General features: G+C 63.6%; 26 protein-coding genes. 11 read left to right on the forward strand and 15 right to left on the reverse strand.

Features of this window, described 5'->3' with window-relative positions; all coding sequences use genetic code 11:
* Positions 1–209 precede the first annotated feature (209 nt).
* The gene (locus tag GJB56_RS10835; protein ID WP_042450174.1) at positions 210–1,628 is read left to right on the forward strand and encodes an amidase; all 1,419 of its coding nucleotides are present in this window, start codon (positions 210–212) and stop codon (positions 1,626–1,628) included.
* A gap of 4 nt (positions 1,629–1,632) precedes the next feature.
* Positions 1,633–2,187 (forward strand): TetR/AcrR family transcriptional regulator, encoded by a 555-nt coding sequence (locus tag GJB56_RS10840; RefSeq protein ID WP_019749017.1) that lies wholly within the window; start codon positions 1,633–1,635, stop codon positions 2,185–2,187.
* 49 nt (positions 2,188–2,236) lie between these two features.
* On the opposite strand, the gene era is transcribed toward GJB56_RS10840, so the two are convergent.
* The 5 genes from era to GJB56_RS10865 form a co-directional block, all read right to left on the reverse strand.
* Complete coding sequence (era, locus tag GJB56_RS10845) at positions 2,237–3,154, reverse strand: GTPase Era (RefSeq protein ID WP_019749018.1); 918 nt, start codon at positions 3,152–3,154, stop codon at positions 2,237–2,239.
* Between the two features lie 24 nt (positions 3,155–3,178).
* Positions 3,179–4,483, reverse strand: a complete 1,305-nt coding sequence (locus GJB56_RS10850; RefSeq protein ID WP_113683713.1) for a hemolysin family protein — start codon at positions 4,481–4,483, stop codon at positions 3,179–3,181.
* A gap of 21 nt (positions 4,484–4,504) precedes the next feature.
* Entirely contained in the window at positions 4,505–5,047 is a 543-nt protein-coding gene (ybeY, locus tag GJB56_RS10855) for an rRNA maturation RNase YbeY (protein ID WP_003944525.1), read from the reverse strand.
* 48 nt (positions 5,048–5,095) lie between these two features.
* Complete coding sequence (locus tag GJB56_RS10860) at positions 5,096–6,184, reverse strand: PhoH family protein (RefSeq protein WP_019749020.1); 1,089 nt, start codon at positions 6,182–6,184, stop codon at positions 5,096–5,098.
* Between the two features lie 112 nt (positions 6,185–6,296).
* Positions 6,297–6,992 carry a TetR/AcrR family transcriptional regulator gene (locus GJB56_RS10865; protein WP_113683714.1) on the reverse strand — a complete coding sequence of 232 codons (696 nt, stop codon included), beginning with the start codon at positions 6,990–6,992 and terminating at the stop codon, positions 6,297–6,299.
* 128 nt (positions 6,993–7,120) lie between these two features.
* On the opposite strand from GJB56_RS10865, the gene GJB56_RS10870 reads away from it, so the two are divergent.
* The gene (locus tag GJB56_RS10870) at positions 7,121–8,725 is read left to right on the forward strand and encodes an MFS transporter (protein ID WP_029255647.1); all 1,605 of its coding nucleotides are present in this window, start codon (positions 7,121–7,123) and stop codon (positions 8,723–8,725) included.
* On the opposite strand, the gene GJB56_RS10875 is transcribed toward GJB56_RS10870, so the two are convergent.
* The 5 genes from GJB56_RS10875 to hrcA all read right to left on the reverse strand — a co-directional run bounded on the left by GJB56_RS10875 (position 8,717) and on the right by hrcA (position 13,930).
* Positions 8,717–9,493 carry an alpha/beta hydrolase family protein gene (locus tag GJB56_RS10875; protein ID WP_113683715.1) on the reverse strand — a complete coding sequence of 259 codons (777 nt, stop codon included), beginning with the start codon at positions 9,491–9,493 and terminating at the stop codon, positions 8,717–8,719. The two genes, GJB56_RS10870 and GJB56_RS10875, sit on opposite strands and share 9 nt — an antisense overlap.
* A 14-nt stretch (positions 9,494–9,507) precedes the next feature.
* Complete coding sequence (locus GJB56_RS10880; protein ID WP_113683716.1) at positions 9,508–10,746, reverse strand: L,D-transpeptidase; 1,239 nt, start codon at positions 10,744–10,746, stop codon at positions 9,508–9,510.
* Positions 10,747–10,889: 143 nt separating this feature from the next.
* Positions 10,890–11,651 (reverse strand): 16S rRNA (uracil(1498)-N(3))-methyltransferase, encoded by a 762-nt coding sequence (locus tag GJB56_RS10885; protein ID WP_113683717.1) that lies wholly within the window; start codon positions 11,649–11,651, stop codon positions 10,890–10,892.
* Positions 11,652–11,653: 2 nt separating this feature from the next.
* Positions 11,654–12,805: a molecular chaperone DnaJ gene (dnaJ, locus tag GJB56_RS10890; protein WP_019749026.1), complete on the reverse strand. Its 1,152-nt coding sequence runs from the start codon at positions 12,803–12,805 to the stop codon at positions 11,654–11,656.
* 81 nt (positions 12,806–12,886) lie between these two features.
* On the reverse strand, positions 12,887–13,930 hold the full coding sequence (gene hrcA / locus GJB56_RS10895) for a heat-inducible transcriptional repressor HrcA (protein WP_019749027.1): 1,044 nt from the start codon (positions 13,928–13,930) through the stop codon (positions 12,887–12,889).
* A 157-nt stretch (positions 13,931–14,087) separates the two neighbouring features.
* On the opposite strand from hrcA, the gene GJB56_RS10900 reads away from it, so the two are divergent.
* A complete protein-coding gene (locus GJB56_RS10900) occupies positions 14,088–14,411 on the forward strand; it encodes a type II toxin-antitoxin system VapB family antitoxin (protein WP_003944521.1) in 324 nt (107 codons plus the stop codon).
* 26 nt (positions 14,412–14,437) lie between these two features.
* Here the strand turns inward: GJB56_RS10900 and GJB56_RS10905 are convergent, their stop codons facing one another.
* On the reverse strand, positions 14,438–15,058 hold the full coding sequence (locus GJB56_RS10905) for a CG0192-related protein (RefSeq protein WP_113683760.1): 621 nt from the start codon (positions 15,056–15,058) through the stop codon (positions 14,438–14,440).
* A gap of 35 nt (positions 15,059–15,093) precedes the next feature.
* Positions 15,094–16,320 carry a radical SAM family heme chaperone HemW gene (gene hemW / locus GJB56_RS10910; protein WP_113683718.1) on the reverse strand — a complete coding sequence of 409 codons (1,227 nt, stop codon included), beginning with the start codon at positions 16,318–16,320 and terminating at the stop codon, positions 15,094–15,096.
* Between the two features lie 503 nt (positions 16,321–16,823).
* Here hemW and GJB56_RS10920 point away from each other — a divergent pair.
* The 7 genes from GJB56_RS10920 to GJB56_RS10950 all read left to right on the forward strand — a co-directional run bounded on the left by GJB56_RS10920 (position 16,824) and on the right by GJB56_RS10950 (position 24,095).
* The gene (locus tag GJB56_RS10920) at positions 16,824–18,554 is read left to right on the forward strand and encodes a nitrite/sulfite reductase (RefSeq protein WP_113683719.1); all 1,731 of its coding nucleotides are present in this window, start codon (positions 16,824–16,826) and stop codon (positions 18,552–18,554) included.
* The gene (locus tag GJB56_RS10925) at positions 18,551–19,294 is read left to right on the forward strand and encodes a phosphoadenylyl-sulfate reductase (RefSeq protein WP_042952234.1); all 744 of its coding nucleotides are present in this window, start codon (positions 18,551–18,553) and stop codon (positions 19,292–19,294) included. The genes GJB56_RS10920 and GJB56_RS10925 overlap by 4 nt, the downstream gene beginning before the upstream one ends.
* A complete protein-coding gene (gene cysD, locus GJB56_RS10930) occupies positions 19,291–20,226 on the forward strand; it encodes a sulfate adenylyltransferase subunit CysD (protein WP_020908199.1) in 936 nt (311 codons plus the stop codon). The genes GJB56_RS10925 and cysD overlap by 4 nt, the downstream gene beginning before the upstream one ends.
* A complete protein-coding gene (locus GJB56_RS10935) occupies positions 20,226–21,512 on the forward strand; it encodes a sulfate adenylyltransferase subunit 1 (RefSeq protein WP_020969973.1) in 1,287 nt (428 codons plus the stop codon). The genes cysD and GJB56_RS10935 overlap by 1 nt, the downstream gene beginning before the upstream one ends.
* 4 nt (positions 21,513–21,516) lie before the next feature.
* Positions 21,517–22,272: a sirohydrochlorin chelatase gene (locus GJB56_RS10940; protein ID WP_113683720.1), complete on the forward strand. Its 756-nt coding sequence runs from the start codon at positions 21,517–21,519 to the stop codon at positions 22,270–22,272.
* 94 nt (positions 22,273–22,366) lie between these two features.
* Positions 22,367–23,143 carry a DUF998 domain-containing protein gene (locus GJB56_RS10945; RefSeq protein WP_020908202.1) on the forward strand — a complete coding sequence of 259 codons (777 nt, stop codon included), beginning with the start codon at positions 22,367–22,369 and terminating at the stop codon, positions 23,141–23,143.
* A gap of 55 nt (positions 23,144–23,198) precedes the next feature.
* Positions 23,199–24,095, forward strand: coding sequence for a universal stress protein (locus GJB56_RS10950; protein WP_113683721.1), 897 nt, complete (start codon positions 23,199–23,201; stop codon positions 24,093–24,095).
* Positions 24,096–24,222: 127 nt separating this feature from the next.
* On the opposite strand, the gene GJB56_RS10955 is transcribed toward GJB56_RS10950, so the two are convergent.
* Genes GJB56_RS10955 through cysT form a run of 3 tightly spaced genes read right to left on the reverse strand, consistent with a single transcriptional unit; the run spans position 24,223 to position 26,920 of the window.
* A complete protein-coding gene (locus tag GJB56_RS10955; RefSeq protein WP_113683722.1) occupies positions 24,223–25,272 on the reverse strand; it encodes a sulfate/molybdate ABC transporter ATP-binding protein in 1,050 nt (349 codons plus the stop codon).
* The gene (gene cysW, locus GJB56_RS10960; protein ID WP_003944503.1) at positions 25,269–26,075 is read right to left on the reverse strand and encodes a sulfate ABC transporter permease subunit CysW; all 807 of its coding nucleotides are present in this window, start codon (positions 26,073–26,075) and stop codon (positions 25,269–25,271) included. Before cysW ends, GJB56_RS10955 begins: the two co-directional genes overlap by 4 nt.
* A complete protein-coding gene (gene cysT / locus GJB56_RS10965) occupies positions 26,072–26,920 on the reverse strand; it encodes a sulfate ABC transporter permease subunit CysT (RefSeq protein ID WP_003944556.1) in 849 nt (282 codons plus the stop codon). Before cysT ends, cysW begins: the two co-directional genes overlap by 4 nt.

Raw genomic sequence — 26,920 nt, forward strand, 5'->3', positions numbered from 1 at the left:
TGCTGTGCATCGCAGCCATGACGCTCGGTCGCCCTCGACCGGATGCGCTCTCTCAGCTTCGACCTCCAGAGAGGCCGATTCCGTGTCTCTGACGATCCACTTACGCACTGACCTGGCGTCTTGACGCGATCTTGACGCGGAACCCAAGTTCGCTAATACTGAAACAAGTTACTGTTCGTTCGAACGAACAGTTTTGCGAAGGGAACCGGATGACTTCTCGAACCGACCACGATCTCGCCCCCGGCCTTGTCGACCAGGTTGCGAGTCTGGCTTCGGGTGCTACCTCGTCCGTCGCGGCCACGGAGGCAACGCTGAGCCGGATCGAGGCCACTCAGCCTCACCTCAATGCGTTCAAGATCGTGCGGCGCGAGAAGGCACTCGAAGAAGCAGCCGAGGCCGACAGGCGTCTCGCACTCGGCGAGCGCCTACCTCTTCTCGGCGTGCCGATCGCAGTGAAGGACGACGTCGACATCACCGGCGAACCCACCGCCTTCGGTTGCCCTGGCGATTTCCCGGCCAAGACCGAGGACTCGGAGATGGTTCGACGCCTCCGCGACGCCGGCGCAGTGATCGTGGGCAAGACCAACAGCCCGGAACTGGGCCAGTGGCCGCTCACGAGCGGTTCAGCCTTCGGTTACACGCGCAATCCGTGGTCGCGTCACCACACTCCAGGCGGATCGTCGGGCGGCACCGCGGCGGCCGTCGCTGCCGGATTGGTCAGCGCCGGAATCGGTTCCGACGGAGCCGGTTCCATCCGAATCCCCGCGGCCTGGACCAACCTCGTCGGAATCAAGCCGCAGCGCGGGCGCATCTCCACCTGGCCCGACGCCGAAGCCTTCTACGGCCTGACGGTCAACGGCCCGCTCGCTCGCACCGTCGCCGACGCGGCACTGCTGCTCGACGTCGCTGCCGGCAACCACGACGGCGATCTCCACAAGCCGACACCGGTCACCGTCAGCGACGCGGTGGGACGCGACCCCGGAAAGCTGAAAATCGCTCTTTCCCTTCGTAATCCGTTCACCGCCACTCCTGTGAAGCTGGACCCGGAAGTGCGCCTGGCCGTGCATTCGATCGCCGACACGCTGCGGGAACTCGGACACCACGTCGTCGTCGACGATCCCGCATACGGCCTGATCTTCGGCCTGAACTTTCTGCCCCGCTCACTCGTCGGGGTCCACGACTGGCTCGGACGCGTTCCCGACCCGACACTGGTCGATGCCCGAACACGCGGAAATGCACAGAACGGCAAGCTACTTCGTGGTGCACCACTGCGCGCGGCCCGCGCGGCCGAACCGCGGATGCGAAAGCGGATCGGAGCGATCTTCGACACCTACGACGTCGTCCTGGCACCCACGACGGCAACTCCACCGATCATGGCGACCGCGATCGACGGCATCGGTGGCTGGGACACCGACAAGGTCATGACCGGCGCCTGCCCGTACGCGTGGCCGTGGAACGTCCTCGGCTGGCCCTCGGTCAACGTGCCGGCCGGATTCAGCAAGGCCGGCCTGCCCATCGGTGCGCAGTTGATGGGCAACGAGAACACCGAACCTCTGTTGGTCTCCCTCGCTTCACAATTGGAATCGGTCCTGCGTTGGGATCAGATCCGCCCCGAGCCGTGGTGGTGACCCGATGAGTAACCGGGACGTTCGCGAGCGAATACTCGATGCCGTTCTGCACGTCGTCGGTACCGACGGCATCCCGGGTGTGAGCAACCGGCGCATCGCCGCGCAGGCCGGCGTCTCACTCGGATCGATCACGTATCACTTCGCGAGCCAGTCGGACATGCTCCGCGCTGCTCTGTCTCGTTTCGTGACAGACGAGACGACGCGCCTGCGCGCCTTGGCCGAGGAGTACCGCGACAAAGGTCTCAGCGTCGAGGATGCCGCGGCAATAGCTGAGAAGGTGACGCGAGATCTTTCGTTCTCGGCCGAGCGGATCGCGCCGTTCGAGATGTACATCGCCGCCGGCCGCGACCACGAACTCCACGAAGTTGCGGTCGAATGCTTTGCCGCCTACGACGATTTGACCGTCACGATTCTGACGGCACTCGGCGTACCGGATCCCGAATCGATTGCATCGACGCTCGTTGCCGTCATCACTGGACTCCAACTCCGACGCCTGGCCACCGGCGTCGACGAGCAGGACATCGGCGCGGCGATCCTCAGGGTCCTACGGCCCCTGTGAGTGGTTAGGCAGTCCCTGGACTCCTTAACCGCTCACGGGGCCGGAGGCCCTAGAAGCCCAACCGGCCAAGCTGCTTCGGGTCGCGCTGCCAGTCCTTGGCAACCTTGACGTGCAACTCCAGGAAGATCCGCACACCGAGCAGCTTCTCGATCTGCAGGCGCGCACTGGTACCGACTTCCCGCAGACGCGCTCCGCCCTTACCGATGACGATGCCCTTCTGGCTGGGCCGCTCGACGTAGAGCAACGCGTGGACGTCCAGCATCTCGCCCTGCTTCTCGGTGCGTCCTTCGCGCGGGATGACCTCCTCGATCACCACGGCCAGGGAGTGCGGCAATTCCTCACCGAGACCCTCGAGCGCAGCCTCACGGATGAGCTCGGCCATGAGCACCTCTTCGGGCTCGTCCGTCAATTCACCGTCCGGGTAGAAGGCCGGGCCCTCGTCCATCAGACCGGCGAGGACGTCGACCAGGATCTCGACCTGTTCGCCCGACTTCGCGGACACCGGAACGACCTCGGATTCGGGACCGAGCAAGGTGGACAGCGCAAGCAACTGCTTTCCGACGGCGTCGCGGCTGACCTTGTCGATCTTGGTGACGATGCCGACCAGCTTGGTCTTGGGCGCCATCTGACGGATCTGCTGCACGATCCAGCGGTCTCCGGGCCCGATGGCCTCGTCGGCCGGGATGCACAGGCAGATGACGTCGACCTCGGAGTACGTGTCGCGAACCAGGTCGTTGAGGCGCTGCCCGAGCAATGTGCGCGGCTTGTGCAGTCCAGGGGTGTCCACCAGGATCAGCTGCGCATGCTCGCGGTGAACGATGCCACGAATCGTATGGCGCGTCGTCTGCGGGCGCGAGGACGTGATCGCGATCTTGCTGCCGACCAACGCATTGGTCAGCGTGGACTTACCCGTATTGGGTCGACCCACGAAACACACGAAGCCTGACCGGAATTCGTTCTTGCTCATAACTGCTCCTCGCTGAACACTCGCTCAGTCATCGGTGTCTTCTGTCTCTTCGTCTTCGGACGGCGGGATACGCTGCACGAACACCGTGCTGATGCGTACCCGACCTCGGCCCGTGTTGGTTCCCTCACCGCGCAGGATCAAACCGTCGTATTCCACCTCGGAACCAGGAAGCGGAACTCGGCCGAGTACGTATCCGATCAGCCCGCCGACGGTCTCCACCTCGTCGAGTTCGAGTTCGAGATCGAACAATTCGCCGAGGTCTTCGATGGGAAGTCTCGCGGATACGCGGAACATTCCGTCGCCGAGATCCTCGATGGGCGGCGTCTCGTCCTCGTCGTACTCGTCGGCGATCTCACCGACGATCTCTTCGATGACGTCCTCGATCGTGACCAGCCCGGCGATTCCGCCGTACTCGTCGACGAGGATCGCCATGTGATTGCGGTCGCGCTGCATCTCGGCCAGCAAGCTGTCGAGTGGCTTCGAGTCGGGAACGAAGACCGCCGGCCGCATGACGTCGCAGACGTTGACGTTCCGGCCGCCGTCGGGCAGGTGGTAGGTCTGCTTGACCAGATCCTTGAGGTAGACGACACCGAGCACGTCGTCGACGTTCTCCCCGATGACCGGCAAGCGCGAGTGACCACTGCGCACGGCCAACGACGTCGCCTGTCCGGCATTCTTGTCATTTTCGATCCACACCATGTCGGTGCGAGGCACCATCACCTCGCGTGCCGACGTATCTCCGAGTTCGAAGACGGACTGGATCATTCGGCGTTCTTCGTCGGCGACGACACCGCGTTCCTGCGCCATGTCCACGAGTTCACGCAACTCGATTTCCGAAGCGAACGGACCGTTGCGGAAGCCCTTACCCGGGGTCAAGGCGTTACCCACGAGGATCAGGACGCGACTGATCGGCCCGAGCAGAACACCGATCCACAGCAGTGGCAACGACGCGGCCATCGCGATGGAGTACGCATGTTGGCGCCCAAGCGTTCTCGGTCCGACACCGATGACCACGTACGAGACGAGAACCATGATCACCGCGGTGACGGTCAGCGCCCAGCCCAACGAGAGGATGTCGATCAGACCGCCCACGAGTACGACGGTGGCCGTGATCTCGCACAAAATGCGAAGCAGGACCATCAGATTCACGTATCGCGGACGATCGGTCAGAATGCGCTGCACGCGCGCGGCGCCGGCTCGCTCTTCCTTTGCCATCTCGTCGATGCGCGCCGACGAAATGGTGTTGAGCGCCGAGTCGACGGCCGCGAAGACACCACCGACCGGGACAAGAGCAATCGCCAGAACAAAGAGCGCTATGGCGCTACTCACTACAGAACCCCCGGATGCCTGTTATCGGTCCACTCCGTCGACGAAACCGGTCTTGCCGAGCAGCTTCTGATCGCGTTCGGCCAGTGCTGCTTCGCGGTCGATACGGCGAAGGTCTTCGTACCACTCTTCGAGGAGGCTGTTCTGCAAGCCGAACATCTCCTTCTCCTCTTCCGGCTCCGCGTGGTCGTAGCCGAGGAGGTGCAGCACACCGTGGACGGTCAGGAGGGCAAGTTCGTGGGCCAGTGAATGCCCGGCTTTGTCAGCCTGATCCGCGGCAAAAGACGGACACAACACGATGTCACCGAGCATCGACGGTCCAGGCTCCGGGGAATCAGGACGGCCACCCGGCTCGAGTTCGTCCATCGGGAACGACATGACGTCGGTCGGGCCCGGCAGGTCCATCCAGCGAACGTGCAGATCCGCCATCGTCGCGGAGTCGACGAGAACCATCGACAGCTCGGCCGCCGGATGGACATCCATCCGAGCGATCACGAAACGGGCAACGCTGATCAACTCCGGTTCGGAGATGTCCATGCCCGATTCGTTCGAGACCTCGATGCTCATGTGCGACGCTCTTTCCTGGGAAAAGTAGGGGTTGATGCGTCGATCAGCCTACCGTCGCGGTGAATGAGCATGTGCAGCGCGGCGCTGCGCCCGGTTTCCGACCGCCAACTCTCCGGACCGATCCGATTCGTGACGCTCGTAAGCGTCGACGATGTGAGAGACCAGCCGATGACGTACGACGTCACTGCTGTCGAGGGTGGCGAAATGAATATCGTCGATCCCGGTGAGGATTTCGGATGCCGCACGCAGACCCGAACGGGCCCCACCAGGTAGATCGACCTGGGTCACGTCTCCGGTGACCACGATCTTGGAACCGAACCCGAGACGGGTCAGGAACATCTTCATCTGCTCGGCCGTGGTGTTCTGCGCTTCGTCCAAGATGATGAAGGCGTCGTTGAGCGTCCGGCCACGCATGTAGGCGAGCGGAGCGACCTCGATGACTCCGGCCTGCATCAACTTCGGAATCGCCTCTGGATCCATCATGTCGTGCAACGCGTCGTGCAGCGGGCGCAGGTACGGATCGATCTTCTCGTGCAGCGTGCCGGGCAGAAAGCCCAGTCGCTCGCCGGCCTCGACTGCCGGCCTGGTCAAGATGATCCGAGAGACCTGCTTGGCCTGCAACGCCTGAACGGCCTTGGCCATGGCGAGGTAGGTCTTGCCGGTACCGGCCGGGCCGACTCCGAACACGATGGTGTTCTCGTCGATGGCGTCGACGTAGCGTTTCTGGTTGAGGGTCTTGGGCCGAATCGTCTTGCCCCGACGCGAAAGAATGTCGAGGGAGAGCACCTCGGCCGGAGACTCGCCGACCTCGTTGGTGAGCATGCCGATGGTTCGTCGAACAGCATCCGGTGCGATGGGTTGCCCCCGACCGGCCAGCGACGCCAATTCACTGAACACACGTTCTGCCAGCGCAACGTCTGCAGCCGTCCCCGACAAGGAGACAGTTCCGCCACGTACGTGAATGTCGGCACGAAGCTCACGTTCGATCGCGGTGAGATTCTCGTCCGTCGCCCCCAGGATTTGGCGCACGGTCTCCGGCGCCAGATCCATACTCGAACGGACGGTGCGCTCTGCGGGCAGAGCGCGATCGGTGATGGTGGTTACACGGTTCCCGTCGAGTTCACTGTGTTCACTCACGTGGTGAATATGGCCTGCTTTCTGGTCCGATCAGCCCACTCGACTCGTGAGCCTCGATACTTCGAAGTCTAGCGCCAGAGTCGGACACGGCCCACTTGTTAATCGTCCCGGCCTAATCCTCGCGGCGACCGGACGGCAGCGATTCTCGGATCCATTCCGACGCTTCGGCGACGATCTCGGCGCTTCTGTCCGGACTGATACCCGCGATGACCAGGCATACGGCGGCAAAGGATTCGCCAGAGTCGGTGATGAGCCCACTGTTGGCCTGATCGAACAAAGTGATCGTGATCGCCTCGGTCATCGCTACCAGAGTCTCAGCCGGCAGGTATGTCGAGAAGGTGCCGTCACGCTGACCTCGCTCGACGACGCTGACACTCACGGCGCGCGCGGGCTCCATCAAATCGAGAATCCGCTGCTCCCCCAACTCTTTGCGAGCAAAACTGAGCAACATCCGGAATCGATCACCGACCGGCCATGACAGCAATGCCAGTACGGCAGTCGCCAGATCGGGGCGCTCGGGCGGCTCACCGGCTTGGCTCAGCGCAGCAACGAGATCGGTCGACGCCTCGTCCACGATGCCGTTGATCAGCGCCTCACGGCTGTCGAAATGCGCGTACACGGTTCGTCTGACCACACCGGCAGCCTTTGCGACGTCGTCCATGCTCGCATCCGGATCAGCAGCGAACGCCGTGATCGCCGCCTCGATGATGCGGTTGCGATTCGCCGCGGCCTGACTACGACGCTGCCTTCCGCCCGATTCGGCAGTTCCCGAAACGACTGTGCCCGAATGCGTCAACGCGCGTTCCACCTCTTTCGACTGCCCAACTGTGATCTAGGTCAATCATAGTTGCACATCGGTGTGCAAGTTATTAACTTACACATCAGTGTGCAAATAGATCGAGGAGTCTCTTCGATCATCAGGAACGGAGTCGCGTCATGACGACACTCATGAGCAAACCTGTCTCGGAGATGGACCAGCCGTACTCACGGCGGTGGGCCGCGCTCGGGGTGTTATGCCTGAGTTTGCTGATCGTCGTGATGGCGAATACCGCGCTGATCGTCGCGGCGCCGGACATGACCAGAGACCTCGGGCTCACCAGCACTCAACTGCAATGGGTCATCGACGGCTACACAGTCCCCTACGCCGCGCTGATGTTGCTGTTCGGCGTGATCGGTGACAAGTACAGTCGCCGCGGAGCGCTTCTGGCCGGACTCGCCGTGTTCGCCGGCGGCGCCGTCTTCGGCAGTATCGCGGACACCACCAACGCCGTCATCGCGGCACGAATGATCATGGGCGTCGGCGCCGCGATCATCATGCCCGCGACGCTTTCGCTTCTGGTCGCGACCTTTCCCAAGGCGGAGCGATCACGCGCCATCGCGGCGTGGGCGGCGACGTCGGGTCTGGCGATTGCCCTCGGCCCGCTGTTGGCCGGATGGATTCTCGACAGCCATTCCTGGAGCATCACTTTCCTGATCAACGTCCCGATCGCCGCAGTCGCTGCCGTCGCCGCCGTAATCCTGGTGCCTCCGAGCAAGGCCGAGCACCTGGGCCGGATCGACTGGATCGGCGGAGCACTCTCGGTGGTCACCATCGGCTCGCTCGTGTACTCGATCATCAACGGATTCCACTTCGGGTGGACCGGCGGACCCATCGGCGCCGCCATGCTCGCTGCGATCGGCCTCGTCTCGTTCGTCGTCTGGGAACTGCGTCACCCGCAGCCACTGCTCGACGTCCGCAAACTCGGCCAGCGCATGGTCGGCGGCGCGACACTCGCCGTACTTCTGCTCTTCCTGGCCGCCTTCGGTGCCATCTACTTCATCTCACAGCAGTTCCAGTTCATCCTCGGCTACGGCGCACTCGAAACCGGTGTTCGTCTGCTGCCCTTGGCAATTGCCGTTTCGATCGGCGCCGTGGTCAGTGGCCGGATCACTCCGCTGATCGGCGTCCGGGCATCCATCGTCGGCGGCATGGTCGTCGCCGCGGTCGGTGTTCTGATTCTCACGCAGGTAGACGGCGATTCGGGCTACTGGATGTTCGCTGTCCCACTGATCCTGCTCGGCCTGGGCATCGGCTTGAGTGAACCGCCGGCCACCGACGCCATCATGGACAACTTCTCCGAGGACGATCTCGGCGCTGCTGGTGGCCTCAACGACACCGCCATCGAACTCGGCGGCTCTCTGGGAATCGCGATCCTGGGCTCGATCCTCGCTGCGAGCTACAAGGATTCGATCGCAGGATTCATCAGCGGTATGCAGGTTCCACAGTTGACGGGTGAGCTGGCGCAACAGGCCGCGTACGCGATGGAGGTGTCGGGAGAATCCGTCGGCGGCGCTTCGTTGGTCGCCGAAGAGATGGCAGGCAACCCCTTGGCTGCAGCTCAGGCAGCGCCGTTGCTCGACGCCGCCGGCAGTGCCTACGCCGACGCGATTTCGGCGGCCAGCTGGGCGGGCGGCCTTGCACTGTTCGTGGGGGCAGTTGTCGTGGCGTTCATCCTGCCGGGCAAGAAGGCCCCTGTGCAAGAAGGCCCCGTGTCAGTCTGACGTGCTCGGAGCCAGCGGGTCTTCGGCGAGAACCAACTCGCGGGAGACCCGCCAGGACTCGGTCGAGGGTGAGAGAAATGCGTCGTGCCCTTCGCCCTCGGTCACACGCAGTGCCACGGGATCACCAGCCGCTTCGGCAGCCTTCGCATACCGGGAGCTCACCTTGGCCGGCACCTGCAGATCCTCCGCACCCGTGACGCACACAACGGGAACGCCGATCGGCAGTCGATGCTGTGGCGACGCATTGCGATACAGATCCGGGTCCGCTTCGAACGGAACGCCGAACAGATCCTCGATGAAGCTGATCCGTCGTCCACGCTCGCCTGCCGACGCCAGATCGAGTGCGGCAGCCTGCGCGATTACCCGTTCAGGCCGGGTGAACGTGTCCTTCTCTCCCGCCAGCCACACTGCAAGATGTCCGCCGGCCGAATGCCCGAGCAGGCGAATCTGATTCAGATCGAATTCGGCCGAGGACTTCGCGGCAACCAGTCCGGGGATTTCGTCGTACGCCGTTTTCACGTCGGCGGACATTTCCGGCCAACCACCGCCCGCCCCGAGGCGGCGGTATTCGATGTTCCACACTGCGACGCCGTGCCGCGCGAGTTCGACGGCAAATGCGGTGCCCAGATTCAATCCGTACTGCCCGCTCCAGAAGCCGCCGTGGATCTGCATGACGATCGGGATCGGGCCGTCAACCGCCTCGTCGGGAACGTAGAGATGCCCGAACTGTTGCTCGTGTCGGCCGTACGGAATCTTGAATCGAGGCACCGAGGAAATCTATCTCAGGCGAGGGCGCTGCCTGCGGCCCAGTCTGCCCACGAGAGGGTCCAGTCGCCGTTCTGCCACACCTCCAGCGGAGCCCCGCCGGTGTTCTTGATCTCGACGACATCTCCTGGCTGCGAGAAATCGAAGAACCATTTGGCATTGGCCGCACTGAGATTGAGGCAACCGTGCGAGGTGTCGGTGTTTCCCTGCGCCCAGACGGTGCTCTCCAACTCGTGAAGATAGATACCGTCCGTGCTGATGCGGGTGGCCCAGTTGATGGATTCCTTGTAGCCCAGGCGCGAGTTGATCGGCAGACCGTAGGTCGACGAATCCATGATGACGGGATTGGCCTTGTCCATCACGGTGTACGTGCCGGGCTGGGTCCAGAACGAGAGCGTCGTGCCGCCGATCGTTTCGGTGCCGCCCATACCCATCGAGGTCGGCATTTCCTTGATCACCTGACCGTTTTCGTAGACGGTCACCATCTTGGTGTTGTCGTCGGCGACCGAGACGTGGGAGTCGCCGATCTTGAAGGACACGGTGTCGTCCTGTTGGCCGTACAGTCCGTTGCCGAGTTGCTTGCCGTAGATGTTCGCGTTCACCGAGACCGTCGTGCCTGGTGCGTAGTAATTCTGCGGGCGCCAGTGAACGTTCTGACCGTCGACCCAGTACCACGATCCTTGTACGGGCGGATTGGTGGTGACCACCAGAGACTTCTCGGCCGCGGCTTTGTCACCGATCAACTCGTCGAAATGAACGGCGACGACCGTGCCGACGCCGTACGTGCCACCGTCCGAAATCGAGGCGCCACCGGTGGTGTTGATGTACGCGCGAGTCTGATTACTCGGCGCGACGGTGGTCAGCGTCGTGTTCTTGGTCGTGGCAACACCATTCGCGTCGACGGCATCGACGACAAGCTTGTAGGTCTTGCCGTATCCGAGTGGTTCGTTCGGCTTCCAGGACGTCTTGTCAGGCGTCGTGATACCGGCGACTTCCTTACCTTCGGGATTGGTCAGCGCGACGGTCGTCAGTGTTCCCTTCGCGACCTGGACCTCGATGGGATCGAGGGGGCTCACGGGGGTTCCGCCGTCGGCGGGAGTGACGGTGACGAGCGCCTCGCTGGTCGGTGTGGTGGTGACGGCATTACCGGAAGAGCCCGGGTTGTCTCCGGTGGAGACCGTGCACCCCGCAACCAGCATCATCGCCGCCGCGGCACACACCGCTCCGGCAATTCGCATATGCGCACGTGACAACATCTGGCCTCCTGAAATCCCCGAACCAACTCGCGCCGAAGGCGACCCCCGACGTCCTTACGATAGTGCGCAAATCTGACACTTCGCTGAGCGCCGGATCCGATTCAGCTCGGGATCACACCAACGTCAGTGCAGTCACAACAAGATCAGTGCAGTGGCTGTGGTCCCCAGCGATCGGTCAGCACTCCGATGGCGCCCAGAGCGACGGCTCCGGCAGTCGACGTGCGCAGGACCGTCGGCCCGAGAAGCACCGGAGTGGCCCCGGCCTCCGACAACGCACTGATCTCCGAATCGTCGAGCCCACCTTCGGGACCGACAACGAGAAATACCTCGTCCGCGCTCGCCAACGGCAAGCCGGCCAACGGCGTCGTCGCCGATTCGTGAAGCACCGCAACCACAGCGCCGCGGGCAACGGCGTCGCGAACCAACGCGATCACCGCCGCCGTCTTGTGCAGATCCGAAATCTCCGGGACGAACGCGCGTCTGGACTGCTTCGCCGCAGACACTGCGGCACTTCGCCAGCGTGCGACGCCCTTGGCGAGCTTCGGGCCTTCCCATTTGGCGACACAACGCAGGGACTGCCACGGAATCACGGCGTCGATACCAGCCTCGGTGGCCAGTTCGACGGCCAACTCGGAGCGCTCGGCCTTGGGCAGTGCCTGAATCAGGGTCACCAACGGCTTGGGCTGCTCGAGAACCTGAACGTCGCTGACCAACAGTTCGAGGCGATCCTTGCCGACGCTCGTCACCTCGGCGTCGGCTACCCGGCCACGGCCGTCGGCCAACACCAAACGCTCGCCGACACCGATCCGGCGGACAGTGGCCGCGTGGCGGCCCTCCTGCCCGTCCAGAACTGCGATTTCACCGACGCCGGGAACCGGGTCGAGAAAGAAGACCGTTGCGGCCACCGTCAGCGGCCGCTGAATGCTTCGCGAAGACGCGAGAACAGACCACCGCTGTTCTGCGACGTCGTCGAAACGACCTCGGCCTCGTCACGATCGCGGAGCAGCTTGAATTCCTTGAGCAGCTTGGACTGCTTGTGATCGAGGCGGCTCGGGATGACCACCTCGAGGTGAGCGTGGACGTCGCCGCGCACTCCCGACCGCAGTTTCGGCATACCGTGACCGCGAAGAACAGCAACGTGCCCGGGCTGGGTGCCTGGCTCGATGGTGATTTCCTTGGGGCCGTCGATGATGGTGTCGACGGTGACGCTGGTACCCAGTGCTGCGTCGACCATGGGAACACGGATGGTGCAGTGCAGGTCTTCACCGTCCCGAACGAAGACGTCGTGCTGCTGCTCGACGATCTCGACGTAGAGGTCGCCGGGGTGTCCGCCGCCTGGGCCGACTTCACCCTGCGCAGTCAAACGGATGCGCATGCCACCGGCAACGCCCGCCGGAACCTTCACCGTGATGTCGCGCTTGGCCCGAACTCGGCCGTCGCCGCCACACTTGTGGCAGGGATCCGGGATGGTCTCACCGGCACCGCGGCACGTCGGGCAGGGACGCGAGGTCATGACCTGACCGAGGAACGAGCGCTGGATGGACTGAACTTCGCCGGCACCGTTGCAGGTCTCACAGCGGACAGGCTTGGAGTCGCCGTTGGTTCCGGCTCCGGTGCAGCTGTCGCACAGAATGGCCGTCTCGACGGTCACGTGCTTGCTGACGCCCGTCGCACATTCTGCGAGGGTCAGTTTGGTGCGAAGCAACGAGTCGGCTCCGGGCTGAACGCGACCGCGCGGCCCACGACCTGCGCCGCCACCGCCGCCGAAGAAGGCTTCGAAGACGTCGCCGAGGCCACCGCCACCGAATCCGCCGCCGAAGCCACCACCTCCGCCGCCACCGGACTCGAGCGGGTCTCCGCCGAGATCGACGATGCGACGCTTCTCCGGGTCGGTCAGGACCTCGTAGGCCGTCGAGATCTCCTTGAACTTGGCCTGCGCCGCCTCGTCAGGGTTGACGTCCGGGTGCAGTTCGCGTGCCAGCTTGCGGTAAGCGCGCTTGAGCTCCTGGTCTGTCGCGTTCTTGCCGACGCCGAGCAATCCGTAGTAATCCCGTGCCACGTTGAGTCTCTCGTCCTTCTCTTACTTCTAGGTTTTCCTCAGTCCTCGCGAGGAGGTGTGCCGACCAAATGTCGACGTCCGTCATCGCTCGGAGAGAACTTCGCCGATGTATCTGGCAACGGCGGCAACCGATGCAATTGTTCCCGGATAGTCCATCCGTGTGGGTCCGAGCACACCGACACCACCGAAAACGGTACCGGCCGCGCCGTAGCCAGTCGAAATCACGGAGGTTCCGCGCATCTGTTCGACCTGCGTCTCTTCACCGATCTGAACGGTGACCGTGCCGGAATTCTGCGTCGCAGCGAGCAGTTTGAGGACCACTACCTGCTCTTCCAGTGCTTCGAGCACTGCGCGCAGCGAACCGGGGAAGCCGGCCAGACCGGAGAAATCGGCGGCGTTGCGCGTGAGGTTGGAGGTTCCGCCCAGAACGAGGCGATCTTCCGGATGTTCGACCAGGGTCTCGACCAGAACCGTTGCCGACCGGATCACGGCGTCGCGCAGGTCGGCCGGAGACTCGTCGGCCAGTTCCGCCACGGCAATCGACGCGGCGGCCAGGCGCTTGCCTTCCAAGGCCCCGCCGAGAAGCGCGCGCAACCGGGAAAGGTCTTCGTCTTCGAGGACGTCCCCGAGCTCGACGATTCGCTGATCGACTCGCCCGGAATCGGTGATGAGAACGAGAAGCAGGCGCGCCGGCGTCAATGCGACCACCTCGAGGTGGCGAACCGACGACGCGGACAGCGACGGATATTGGACAACCGCGACCTGACGGGTCAGTTGCGCGAGCAGTCGCACACCGCGGCGCAGAACGTCGTCGAGGTCGACACCCGACTCCAAGAACTCGAGGATCGCTCGTCGCTCGGGTCCGGACATGGGCTTGACGTCGGCGATGCGATCGACGAATTCGCGGTATCCCTTGTCGGTGGGGACGCGGCCGGAACTGGTGTGCGGTTGGGCGATGTAGCCCTCGGCCTCGAGGAATGCCATGTCGTTGCGCACAGTGGCGCTCGACACTCCGAGGTTGTGACGCTCGACCAGGGCCTTGGATCCCACCGGGTCCTGGGTGGAGACGTAATCGGCCACGATTGCACGTAAGACCTCGAAACGCCTGTCGTCGGTACTCGACATCGTTGCCACCTCCGTTTCCTGAACAGAACGAACACCGACATTTACACATCGGTTCCCACTGGCAGTCTAATCGCCCGAGCGCCAGAGACGGCTGTTGCCCTTACTGTGGAGTGAGATCGGCGAAGGGTCGATCGCACAACCATGGACAAGGCGGCACATGATCTTCAAAGGCGTGATGGACGGCAAACCGTATCCCGATCACGGACTGTCTCTACGCGACTGGTCGAAGTTCCCTCCACGTCAGGTTCGACTCGACGAGATCGTGACCACCACGAAGGTCCTCGAACTCGATCGCCTGCTGTCGGAGGACTCGACCTTCTACGGCGATCTGTTCCCTCACGCAGTGCAGTGGCGCGGCACTCTTTACCTCGAGGACGGCCTGCACCGAGCGGTTCGTTCGGCCCTGCGAAACCGCGTCGTGCTGCACGCGCGTGTCTTCGACTTCGACGCGATGCCCGGTGTCATCGAGGGCGTCCGCTGACGCTCACGCGACTCAGGCGCCGAGACTCAACCGACGAACGCGAGCAGTGCGGGATTCGGCTGCCCCGGCCAGGTTCCGGTGAGCGTCGCCGAGCCTGACACTCGATCTGCGTCGATCACTCTCACCACGGTCAATTCCAGTTCTCCCGCGCTGATGATCGTGTCGGTGCCGACTGTCGAGCAGGTCACCGATTCGACTTCCGGTACGGAAGCGCCGGCCGTACCGCTGCCTACTACGTGAGCCGTCACCGGGATGCGATCGGCGGAGTCCGCGAAAACCAGATCGACTCCGACCCCACCGGTCAGAATCGCAGTCGCCACCGCGCTCACGTAGACCGGATCGCAGCAAGCGTCGTACACCCACCGCTCGCCCAGTACCGAATGATCCATGGTTGCGATCAGCGCAGTCTCCGCCCCGTCCAGCGGAGCACCACGATAAGTGAGCGGGACCTGAAGAATTCGACCGTCGGCAGAGCGGAGCAGATGCGTCTCGACTCCGACCTCACCGTCCGGGTCGTCGAAACGATAGGCGTCGACGCGTTCGAGCGTCGAACAGTCGACCGACCCGATCCATGGCTGCTTGGGCACCCACGCTCGGAGCAGGTCGTTCTTGGACGGATTCAGCTGCGCACGATGAATGATGGCCACCACGGCCACATTACGCGGCAAAGGATGGTGCCGCGTCAGGTCAGGATCGTGCGAATCACCGCATCAGCGAGCAGGCGGCCACGGTCGGTGAGAACCACGTGATCGTTCTCGATCACGGCCAACCGGTCGACTACCACCTGGTCGGCCGAAAGGCGTTCGGATGCAGACAGTTCCGACAACGGAAGTCCCGTACGCAACCGCGCGGTCAACATGACGCGCTCCATGTGTTCGTCCTCGGCGGTCAGTTCTTCGCTGCCGCCGACGGGAAGTTCACCGAGGGCCAACTGTTCCGCGTACCGTGCCGGGTGCTTGACGTTCCACCACCGCACTCCGCCGACGTGACTGTGCGCGCCCGGTCCGGCGCCCCACCAGTCACCACCGTCCCAGTAGCCGAGGTTGTGACGGCACCGGGTGTCACCGGAGTCCGCGGTTTCCGCCTTTGCCCAGTTGGAGACCTCGTACCAGTGCAAGCCGGCCTCGGACAGGCGTGAATCGATTCGTTCGTATCGTGAGGCCAGCACGTCGTCGTCCGGCGCGGGCAGCTCGCCGCGCCTGACCTTGCGAGCCATGGCGGTGCCGTCCTCGACGATCAACGCGTAGGCCGAGACGTGGTCGACATCGGCGGAGAGAACCGCATCGAGTGAGGCGTCCAGATCTTGGTCTCGCTCCCCTGGCGTTCCATAGATCAAATCCAAGTTCACGTGCGAAAAACCAGCTGCGCGAGCCTCTTTCGCGGCAGCGACGGCGCGGCCGGGAGTGTGGGTGCGGTCGAGGATCTTCAGGACGTGCTGAGCCGCGGACTGCATGCCGAGGGAAATGCGGGTGAATCCCGCACTGCGGAGAGCGTCGAAGAATTCCGGCGACGTCGATTCGGGGTTCGATTCCGTGGTCACTTCGGCGCCGGACGCCAAGCCGAAGCTGCTGCGAACCGCCGACAGCACGTCGGACAGCCCGTCGCCACCGAGCAGCGACGGCGTTCCACCGCCCACGAACACCGTCTCGGCCGCCGGGGCGCCCGTCATCTCGGCCGCGAGATCGAGTTCGCGTCGCAAACCCTCCAGCCACGACTGCGGCGACGCCGAGGTTCCGAGCTCACCGGCCGTGTAGGTGTTGAAATCGCAGTACCCACACCTGGTGGCACAGAACGGGACGTGGATGTAGATCCCGAACGGCCGTTTCCCGACACCCTCGAGCGATCGCGCGGGCAAGGCGAAGGGCGTCGCCTCGCTCTGTCGAGCGGTAGTCGTGCTGGTGGCATTCACGCCTCCAGTGTCCCAGCATCCGGAACGCACACCTATTCAGCCTGCGATGCAGGTCGGCGCGTGGCCTGAACTCGATATTTCCCCCGTTTTTCGTGGAAATATGCGCCCGAGTCGGAATTATCGAGTTGACGTGGCACAATGGTCCGCATGACCGGACTCGGAGTGCGACTTGTGGCGCGTCGCCATGTCGACTTCAAGCGTGTGTGCAGCTCGTCGTGTCTGCACCTGTGTAGCTGTTGATCTTTCACTGATCTTCCAGCCTTTCCCGCTCATCTCCATCTGCTTCACCGAAACAACTCTCTGCAGAGACACGTCGTTTCAGAGATACAGCTTCTCCAGCTGTTCGTTTTCGTGAGCACACCTGCCGGCCGCGAGCTTTCCGAGACCGAGGACAGCCCCCTCGATTTCCGACACGGACCGGTGCGTCCCGATCAGACACCGCCACAGTTCGTCGATAGTGCGTGCCGCGTGCCGATCAACCGCCCAGATCCAGGAGTTCATCGATGACGTCGACCACCGACGCCGCCACACCCGCCGATTCGGCAGCACCTGCCGAAGCCCGGCCCGCACGCGCTGCGCGTCCCGCCAAGCGTCGCGCCGAAGGTCAGTGGGCCCTCGGTTACCGCGAGCCGCTCAACGCCAACGAGCAGGCCAAGAAGGACGACAACCCGCTCAACGTTCGGGCCCGCATCGAGAACATCTACTCCAAGCAGGGATTCGACAGCATCGACAAGGGCGACCTTCGCGGCCGCTTCCGCTGGTGGGGTCTCTACACCCAGCGCGAAGAAGGCTACGACGGCACCTTCACCGGCGACGAGAACATCGACCTGCTCGAGGCCAAATACTTCATGATGCGCGTGCGTTGCGACGCCGGCGCTCTCAACGTCGAGCAGCTGCGCACCATCGCCGGCATCTCGAAGGAATTCGGCCGGAACACCGCCGACCTGTCCGACCGCGAAAACGTCCAGTTCCACTGGATCGAGGTCGAGAACGTTCCGGAGATCTGGAAGCGCCTCGAAGCCGTCGGACTCAAGACCACCGAAGCGTGCGGTGACTGCCCCCGCGTCGTCCTCGGTTCTCCCCTGGCCGGCGAATCGCTCGACGAGGTCCTCGATCCCACCCCGGCGATCGACGAGATCGTGCGCCGCTACATCGGCGACCCCAAGTACTCCAACCTGCCGCGCAAGTTCAAGACCGCCATCTCCGGTCAGCAGGACGTCGTTCACGAGATCAACGACATCGCCTTCATCGGCGTGAACCACCCCGAGCACGGCCCGGGCCTCGACCTCTGGGTCGGCGGCGGACTGTCCACCAACCCGATGCTGGCGCAGCGCGTCGGCGCCTGGATTCCGCTCGACGAGGTCCCCGATGTCTGGGAGGGTGTCGTCTCGATCTTCCGTGACTACGGCTACCGCCGTCTGCGCGCGAAGGCAAGGCTCAAGTTCCTCATCAAGGACTGGGGCATCGAAAAGTTCCGCGAGGTTCTCGAGACGGAGTACCTCGAGCGCCCGCTCATCGACGGCCCCGCGCCGGAGAAGCCCAAGCGCCCGATCGACCACGTCGGCATCCAGAGGACCCGCAACGGCCACAACGCAGTCGGCTTCGCTCCGATCGCCGGCCGCGTCTCGGGAGACATCCTGGCTCAGGTCGCCGACGCCGCGGAGAAAGCCGGCAGCGACCGGATCCGCTTCACGCCGTACCAGAAGCTGATCATCCTCGACGTCGCCGACGAGACCCTCGAGCCGCTCATCGCCGATCTCGACGCGCTGGGCCTTCCCGCCCGTCCGTCGCACTGGCGCAAGAACCTGATGGCCTGCTCCGGCATCGAGTTCTGCAAGCTCTCGTTCGCCGAGACCCGCAAGCGTTCGCAGGTGCTCGTGCCCGAACTCGAACAGCGTCTCGCCGACATCAACAGCCAGCTCGACGTGCCGATCACCATCAACATCAACGGTTGCCCCAACTCCTGCGCTCGCTCGCAGATCGCCGACATCGGCTTCAAGGGCCAGCTCGTCGACGACGGTGAGGGGAATCAAGTCGAGGGTTTCCAGGTTCACCTGGGAGGCAGCCTCGGATTCGACAGCGCCTTCGGACGCAAGCTGCGCCAGCACAAGGTCACCAGCGTCGAGATGGGTGACTACATCGACCGCGTCGTACGTCAGTTCGTCAAGAACCGCAACGAAGGTGAACGGTTCGCCGAATGGGCAGTGCGCGCAGACGAAGGAGATTTGCGATGACAGTGGACATTTCGCGAGCAACCGCCGACGAGCTTCGGTCCATCGCCGAGCGCGGTGCCGTAGAACTCGACGGAGCCAGCGCACAGGAACTGTTGCAGTGGACCGAGGACACGTTCGGTGACGGGGCGAGCGCAGCGACGGGGGATCGTAGCGGTTACATTGTTGCGTCGAACATGCAGGATGGAGTGCTGGTTCACCTTGCCGCACAAGTTCATCCGGGCGTCGACGTACTCTTCCTCGACACCGGCTACCACTTCCCCGAGACCATCGGCACACGTGACGCGGTCGAGCAGGTCTACGGCGTCAACGTCATCAATGCACGCGCGCTGGCAAGCGTCGCCGAGCAGGATGTCGCCGAGGGCAAGGATCTGTTCGCCCGTGATCCCAACCGCTGCTGCGCATTGCGCAAGGTCGCACCCCTCAAGCAGACACTGTCCGGCTACAGCGCGTGGGTGACCGGCATCCGCCGCGTCGAAGCGCCCACCCGCGCCAACGCTCCCCTGATCTCCTTCGACGACGCCTTCGGCCTCGTGAAGATCAACCCGATCGCTCCGTGGTCGGACGAGGAGATGCAGAACTACATCGACACCAATTCCATCCTCGTCAATCCTCTTGTCGACGAGGGCTATCCGTCCATCGGCTGCGCACCCTGCACCAGCAAGCCAGCCCCCGGCAGCGATCCGCGTAGCGGTCGTTGGGCCGGTGCCTCCAAGACAGAATGCGGGTTGCACGCATCATGACAGTTGACTTGACACTTTCACGTCCTCAGCTCGACGGCACACAGTTCGATACTCTCGACGCCCTCGAGTCCGAAGCGATCCACATCTTCCGAGAGGTAGCCGGCGAGTTCGAACGCCCGGTCATTCTCTTCTCGGGCGGTAAGGACTCCACCGTGCTGCTGCATCTGGCGATCAAGGCCTTCTGGCCTGCGCCGCTGCCGTTCACCCTGCTACACGTCGATACCGGCCACAACCTGCAGGAAGTTCTCGACTTCCGCGATCACGTCGTGGCCAAGTACAACCTGCGCCTGCACGTGGCCAGCGTCGAGGAGTACATCGCGGACGGTCGCCTCACCGAGCGCCCCGACGGTATCCGCAACCCGCTGCAGACCGTTCCGTTGCTGGACGCGATCTCCGAGAACCGCTTCGACGCCGTCTTCGGTGGCGCTCGCCGCGACGAGGAGCGCGCCCGCGCCAAGGAGCGGATCTTCTCGCTGCGCAACGCTTTCGGCCAGTGGGATCCCAAGAAGCAGCGCCCGGAACTGTGGAACCTCTACAACGGTCGCCACTCCCCCGGCGAGCAGGTGCGCGTCTTCCCGCTCAGCAACTTCACCGAGCTGGACATCTGGCGTTACATCGCCCGCGACAACGTCGAACTCGCCAGCATCTACTACGCCCACCAGCGTCCGGTGTACCAGCGCGACGGCATGTGGATGACCCCCGGAGTCTGGGGTGGTCCGGCTGACGGCGAAGAGCTGCAGACCCTTTCGGTGCGTTACCGCACCGTCGGCGACGGTTCGACCACCGGTGCTGTTCTCTCCGATGCGGCTGACAACGAAGCGATTCTCGCCGAAGTTGCGGCATCACGTTTGACCGAGCGCGGCGCGACCCGTGGCGACGACCGAGTTTCCGAAGCGGCCATGGAAGACCGCAAGCGAGAGGGCTACTTCTGATGAGCGATCTGCTCAGACTGGCAACTGCCGGCAGCGTCGACGACGGAAAGTCCACACTCGTGGGCCGCCTGTTGTACGACACGAAATCCGTTCTCGCCGACCAGATCGACGCCGTGACCCGTGCGTCGGTGGACCGCGGTCTCGACACCCCTGACCTGTCGCTCCTGGTGGACGGACTGCGCGCCGAGCGTGAGCAGGGCATCACCATCGATGTGGCGTACCGCTACTTCGCGACCCCCAAACGCACCTTCGTGCTTGCCGATACACCGGGCCACGTGCAGTACACCCGCAACACGGTCTCCGGTGCCTCGACGGCTCAGCTCGTGATCCTGCTGGTCGATGCTCGCAAGGGCGTCATCGCGCAGACTCGTAGGCACGCAGCGGTTCTCGCGTTGCTCGGTGTCCCGAAGCTCGTTCTCGCCGTGAACAAGATCGACCTCGTCGAGAACCCCGAAGAGGTATTCACCTCGATCTCCGCCGAGTTCAACGAACTCACCAGCTCACTGGGCTGGGCAAGCGAAGACGTCGTCGAGATCCCGGTATCGGCACTGCACGGTGACAACGTCGCCATCCGCTCCGACAAGACCCCGTACTACACCGGCCCCACGCTGATCGAGCACCTCGAGTCGATTCCGGTCGACGCCGAGCCGCATCGCGTCGGCCTGCGTTTCCCGGTGCAGTACGTGATCCGTCCGCGTACCGCCGAGTTCCTCGACTACCGCGGATACGCCGGCCAGGTTGCCGCCGGTTCCGTCGTACCCGGCGACGAAGTGGTGATCCTGCCCTCGGGTACGCGCACCACCGTCACTCGTATCGACACGGCCGACGGTGAACTCGACGTCGCCCACGCGGGACGCAGCGTCACGCTGATCCTGGCCGACGACGTCGACGTCTCTCGCGGCGACACCATCGCCTCGCCGTCTGACGCACCCGAGCCGATCGGCGAATTCGACGCCACTGTCTGCTGGTTGGCCGAGAAGTCGCTGCGCCCCGGCGCACGTCTGCTGCTCAAGCACGGCACGCGCACGACGCAGGCCATCGTCGGCAGCTTGGTGGAGCGCTTCAACGAGCAGGATCTCACCACGGATCAGGGCCCGGACACTCTCGAGCTCAACGAGATCGGCAAGATCTCGATCCGCGTGGCCGAGCCGATCGTGGCCGACGACTACGCAGTGAACCGCCACACCGGCAGCTTCCTGTTGATCGATCCCGCTGGTGGAAACACTCTCGCAGCCGGCTTGGTCGGCGACGTCATTTCCGCTGTCGAATTGGGCGAGCGCGTCTAAGTCGATGGTTCCGCTCATTGCTGTTGCGCACGGCAGCCGTGATCCCCGTTCTGCTCGGGTGATCGCGGCTGCCGTGGCGGCTCTTCGTGAAGCCCGGCCAGACCTCGATGTCCGGCTGGCGTTTCTCGATCTCAATGCACCGTCCATCGATCAGGTCCTGGACGGAGTTGCACACGACGGCCACACTCACGCCGTTGTTGTTCCGATGCTGCTGGGCAACGCCTTCCACGCTCGGGTAGATCTGCCCGGGCTCTTGGCTGCTGCCGCGACACGCCACCCCCAACTGACCATGTTCCAAGCAGACGTACTAGGTCGCGATGCTCGGCTTATCGAGGCAGTGCGCGAGCGAATCCTCGAAGCGGGCGCCCGGCCGGACGATCCGTCGGTCGGTGTCGCTCTTGCGGCAGTCGGCTCGTCCGACGCGCGTGCCAACGCCGCGACCGCAGAACTGACGTCCACTCTCCTGAGCGGAACCAACTGGTCGGGCGTTCGAATCTGTTTCGCGACATCCGCGGAACCAACAGTTGCCCAGGCGATCTCCGCTCTCGAGCAGAACGGCGCCGAACGCGTTGTCGTCGCACCCTGGTTCTTGGCTCCCGGCCTACTGACCGACCGACTCAGCGCTGCAGCAGCAACGGTATGTCCGCGCGCGCGTTTCGCCGAAACGATCGGTGGGCACTCTCTACTGATCGAAACGATGATCGACCGTTACCGACAAGTCGCTGATGCACTACCCGACCCTCTGGTCCGCTCCGCCTGATCCGGTTTCACAGGCCGTTATCAGATTGTTACCGTAGTGTTGGATCTGTCCAGCCTGCGAAGGTTCATCCTTCGCCTGCGAAACAGATCTTTGGGTGCAATCCCCTCAGAGCGCCGCGAGAGGGAACACCATCACTCACAATCTTCGCCTCGGCACAGCCGGCACCGCCTGGGTCCTGTCGGTGCTCTACCTGCTTGTCGAGATCTTCACGGCCGGAGCCTGGAAGACGCCGTACAGCTTCGCGCGTGACTCCATCAGTTCGCTGGGCGTGACGACATGCAGCGTGGATTCGTGTTCGCCGATGCACGACGTCATGAACGCGGCCTTCATGATCCTCGGCGCGCTCACCATCCTCGGTGCAGCCTTGCTGCACAAGTACATTCCGGACGGTCGTGCGAAAAAGTGGATTCTCGGCCTTGCCGTCGTCGTTGCACTGAGCACCGCGGCTACCGGCCTCTTCCCGGCCAACGACGGGACCTTCGTTCACTGGACCGCAGTACTTCCCGGCTTCGTCGCCCGTCATGCCGTTCTCGTACTCATGGCAATTCAATTCTGGAAGCACAGCAAATGGATCGCAGTATGGTCGGGACTGTGCGCGGCCACCGGAATCGTCGGCGCCGTACTGCTTCTCGGACGAACCCTCACTTTCGGCTTGGGTGAACGCTTGACGCTGTACCCGCTGCCGATGTGGATGGCAGTCACCGGCGTCGCAGCCCTGCTCGCGTTGATGCGCCGAACCGTGTTGAAGAACGTGGAATTGACACTGCCCGGTAACGGATTCATCACCGCTCTGTTGTCGTTGCGCCCGCGTCGAACTCGCGCAGCAGTGCCTACCGACGTTCTCGCACCGCGGGAGCTGACGAGTTTGTAGCGAACCCGGGGTGACCAGGGACACACTGGTAGGGAGGCGACGCGAGGAGACTTCCATGACCAGTGCATCTGTTCGACACGGAATCGTGGCCGGCATCGACGGCTCGGCAAGCGCGGTCAACGCCGCGAGGTGGGCAGCATCGGCTGCAAAGAGATTCGACGAACCATTGCGACTGACCCACGTTCTGCCGGGACAACCCGAGTCAGGTGGCGGTACCAACGTCACCGACGAAGAGATGTTCGACCACCACCTTCGCGTCGAGGGTGCAAAGTTACTCGACGAGGCCGAGGACGCCATTCGCGACGATCACACCGACGTCACCGTCGAACGCGGCCTCGTGACCGGCACTCCCGCAACCACACTCGTCGAACTTTCGAAATCCGCTCGCATCGTTGCACTTGGTCAGGCCGGTACCAGCGAAATGCAATCGGTGTTTCTCGGTTCCGACACCATTCGAGTGGTCAACCGGGCGCACTGCCCCGTGACGGTGTTCCGCGGTACCGGCGAGCACGCGGTAGCCGACACCAGGCCCATCGTCGTCGGCGTCGACGGAAGCAAGCTCAGCGAACTCGCCGTCGCGCATGCTTTCGAGTTTGCCGCGTTCCTCGGCGCGCCCTTGGTTGCGGTCCACACCTGGAACGAGCACGCCTCGCTCGGCGGGTACTCCGAAGCCAGGCGCTTCGTCGACTGGGGACCGTACGAACAGCATGAGCACGCTCTGCTGTCCGAGTGCCTCGCCGGCTGGACGGAGAAGTACCCCGATGTCGAAGTCACCCGGAGTGTCCAGCGCAGCGGACCGATGAAGGCACTGCTCGAGCATTCAGCGGAAGCGCAACTCGTAGTCGTCGGTAGCCACGGCCGCAGCCCGTTCATGGCGTCGATAGTCGGATCGACCAGTCAGAGCCTCATCCACCACGCCCAATGCCCGGTCCTCGTCTGCCGAGAGGGCTGAACTCGTCTCGGTGTTGCCCCCGACCCCCAACTCTGAGCGAACGGCACTTTCGGCGCCATCAGGAGACCGAAAGTGCCGTTCGCTCAAACAGGAGTGGGGGTGAAACAGGTCAAACAGGGCAAGCAGGTCATACCTGGCCGACGACGCTCACCGTCACCGGCTCCTGCTCCGGCGTCACCACCGGAGTCTCCGGCAGATCCGGCACCCGAGTAGCCCGGGCGTAGACCGTCTCCCCCGCCTCGAGGTGCAGAGCTGCACTGTCACCGCGGGTGACCTGAGCCGAGAACAACTCACCGGTTGCCTCGTTGCGCAGGTCGACTCGAACCTCGAAGCCGAGATACACGACGCGCTCGACGGTTGCGCGTGTGACGCCGAGGGACTCGGCCGTTCCGGACTCCTGAGCGAGAGCCATGCTCGGATCGCGGCCGAGACGGATGTCGTGCGGACGGACCAACTGACCGTTGAGCTTCGCGACGGATCCGAGGAAGGACATCACGAAGTCGTTGGACGGGCGGTCGTACAGGTCGGCAGGTTCACCGATCTGCTCGATCCGCCCCTTGTTCAGCACCGCGATGCGGTCGGCGACGTCGAGAGCCTCTTCCTGGTCGTGTGTGACCAGGACGGTGGTGACGTGCACCTCGTCATGCAGGCGACGCAACCACGTGCGCAGGTCGGCACGGACCTTCGCGTCGAGGGCGCCGAAGGGCTCGTCGAGCAGGAGCACCTGCGGATCCACCGCCAGAGCGCGCGCCAACGCCATGCGCTGGCGTTGACCACCGGACAGCTGCGCGGGGTACCGATGCTGAAAGCCGTCGAGGCCGACGATCTCGAGAAGTTCGTTGACCTTCTTCTCGATCTCCGGCTTCGGGCGCTTGCGGATCTTGAGCCCGAACGCCACGTTGTCTCGCACCGTCATGTGCTTGAACGCTGCGTAGTGCTGGAACACGAAACCGATGTCACGCTTCTGCGGCGAGACGCCGGTGACGTCCTTGCCTGCGATGGTGATGGTTCCCGAATCGAGCTCTTCGAGCCCTGCGATCGAACGCAGCAACGTCGACTTTCCCGAGCCGCTTGGCCCGAGCAATGCCGTCAACGAACCCGAGGGAATGCTGACCGTCACGTCGTCGAGCGCCGCGAAGTCACCGTAGTTCTTGCGGGCCCCGGTCACTGTGATCATGTGGTGCTCCTCTTACGGTCCAGCAGCGTCATCAGCAACAGGACAATGATGGCGATGCCCATCAGCAGCGTTGCCGCCGAATACGCACCAAAAGTGTTGTGGTCGTCGATGTATCGCGAATGCACCAGCAATGTCAGTGTCTGGGATACCCCCGGGAAGCCGGAAGAGACCATGATGACTGCGCCGAATTCACCGAGCGAACGCGCCACCGTCAACACGATTCCGTACGTCAAGCCCCAACGGATCGCGGGCAAGGTGATCCGCCAGAACGTCTGCCAGCCCGAAGCACCGAGCGTCGCGGCTGCTTGTTCCTGCTCGTCGCCGATCTCGTGAAGTACGGGTTCGACTTCCCGGACGACGAAGGGCAGCGTCACGAAAATCGTCGCGATCACCATGCCTGGCAAGCCGAAGATGACCTTGAACCCCAACGATTCGATGCCGCCGAACCAACCGTTGGCACCCCACAGAAGAATCAACGACACACCGACGACGACGGGCGAGACTGCGAAGGGCAGGTCGACCACCGACTGCAGTACGCCCCGCCCCGGGAAACGCCCACGCACGAGTGCCAGAGCCGTGACAACACCGAACACCACGTTGATCGGGACCACGATCGCCACGATGATCAGCGAAAGATTCAGCGCGGAGATCGCTGCCGGTGTCGTGATCGATTCGAGGAACGGGCCGATTCCGTTCTCGAACGTTCGCGTCAGGATCACACCGATCGGCACGACCAACAACACGAACAGGTAGACGAGAGCGATGGTCCGCAGACCGATCTTCGATCCTCTGGACACGTTCATCGGGAACTCTCCTCACGTCGCTGTCCCCGCGAGGCGAAGATTCGCAGGACGAACAGCGTCACGAATGCGATGGCCAGCAACGCTACCGAGACGGCAGCGGCGTTGGTCGGACGATCGATCTCGATCTGCTGCTGAATGTACTGCGACGTCATCTGTGTCACGCGTGGGATGTTGCCGCCGATCAGAACGACCGAGCCGTATTCACCGATCGCTCGGGCGAATGCGAGCCCCGCGCCGGAGATGACGGCAGGCGCCAGCGTCGGAAGAACGACGGAACGAAAGATCGTCCAGTTGGAAGCCCCCAACGATGCAGCGGCTTCCTCGACTTCGCGGTCGACCTCCATCAGCACCGGCTGCACCGAGCGAACCACGAACGGCAAGGTCACGAAGGCCAATGCCACGATCAGTCCGGGCTGGGTTGCATTGAGGTGGATGTCGATCGGTGACTGCGGGCCGTAGAGAGACAGCAGCACGATCGACGCCACGATGGTGGGTAGCGCGAACGGCAGATCGATCATCGAGTTGACGATGCGCTTGCCCGGGAAGTCGTCCCGGACCAGCACCCACGCGATGATCGTGCCCATCACGACGTTGATCAATGCCACGATCACCGAGACCAACAACGTCACGCGCAACGACGCCAAGGCGACGGGTGCGGTGATGGCGTCCCAGAATCCGGAGATCCCCTCGTCGAACGCGGTGGCGGTCAACGCGGCGAGCGGAAGCAGAACGATCACGGAGAGCCACAGGGTGGCCACTCCGATTCCGAGCGGCCCCACACTCCCCGTGACCCGCGCGAGTTTTCGCCGACGAGCCACGGGGGTGGGGTCAATAGTGTCAGTCAC

Source organism: Rhodococcus sp. AQ5-07 (genome assembly GCF_009707305.1).
In the GTDB taxonomy this organism is placed as follows: domain Bacteria; phylum Actinomycetota; class Actinomycetes; order Mycobacteriales; family Mycobacteriaceae; genus Rhodococcus_F; species Rhodococcus_F erythropolis.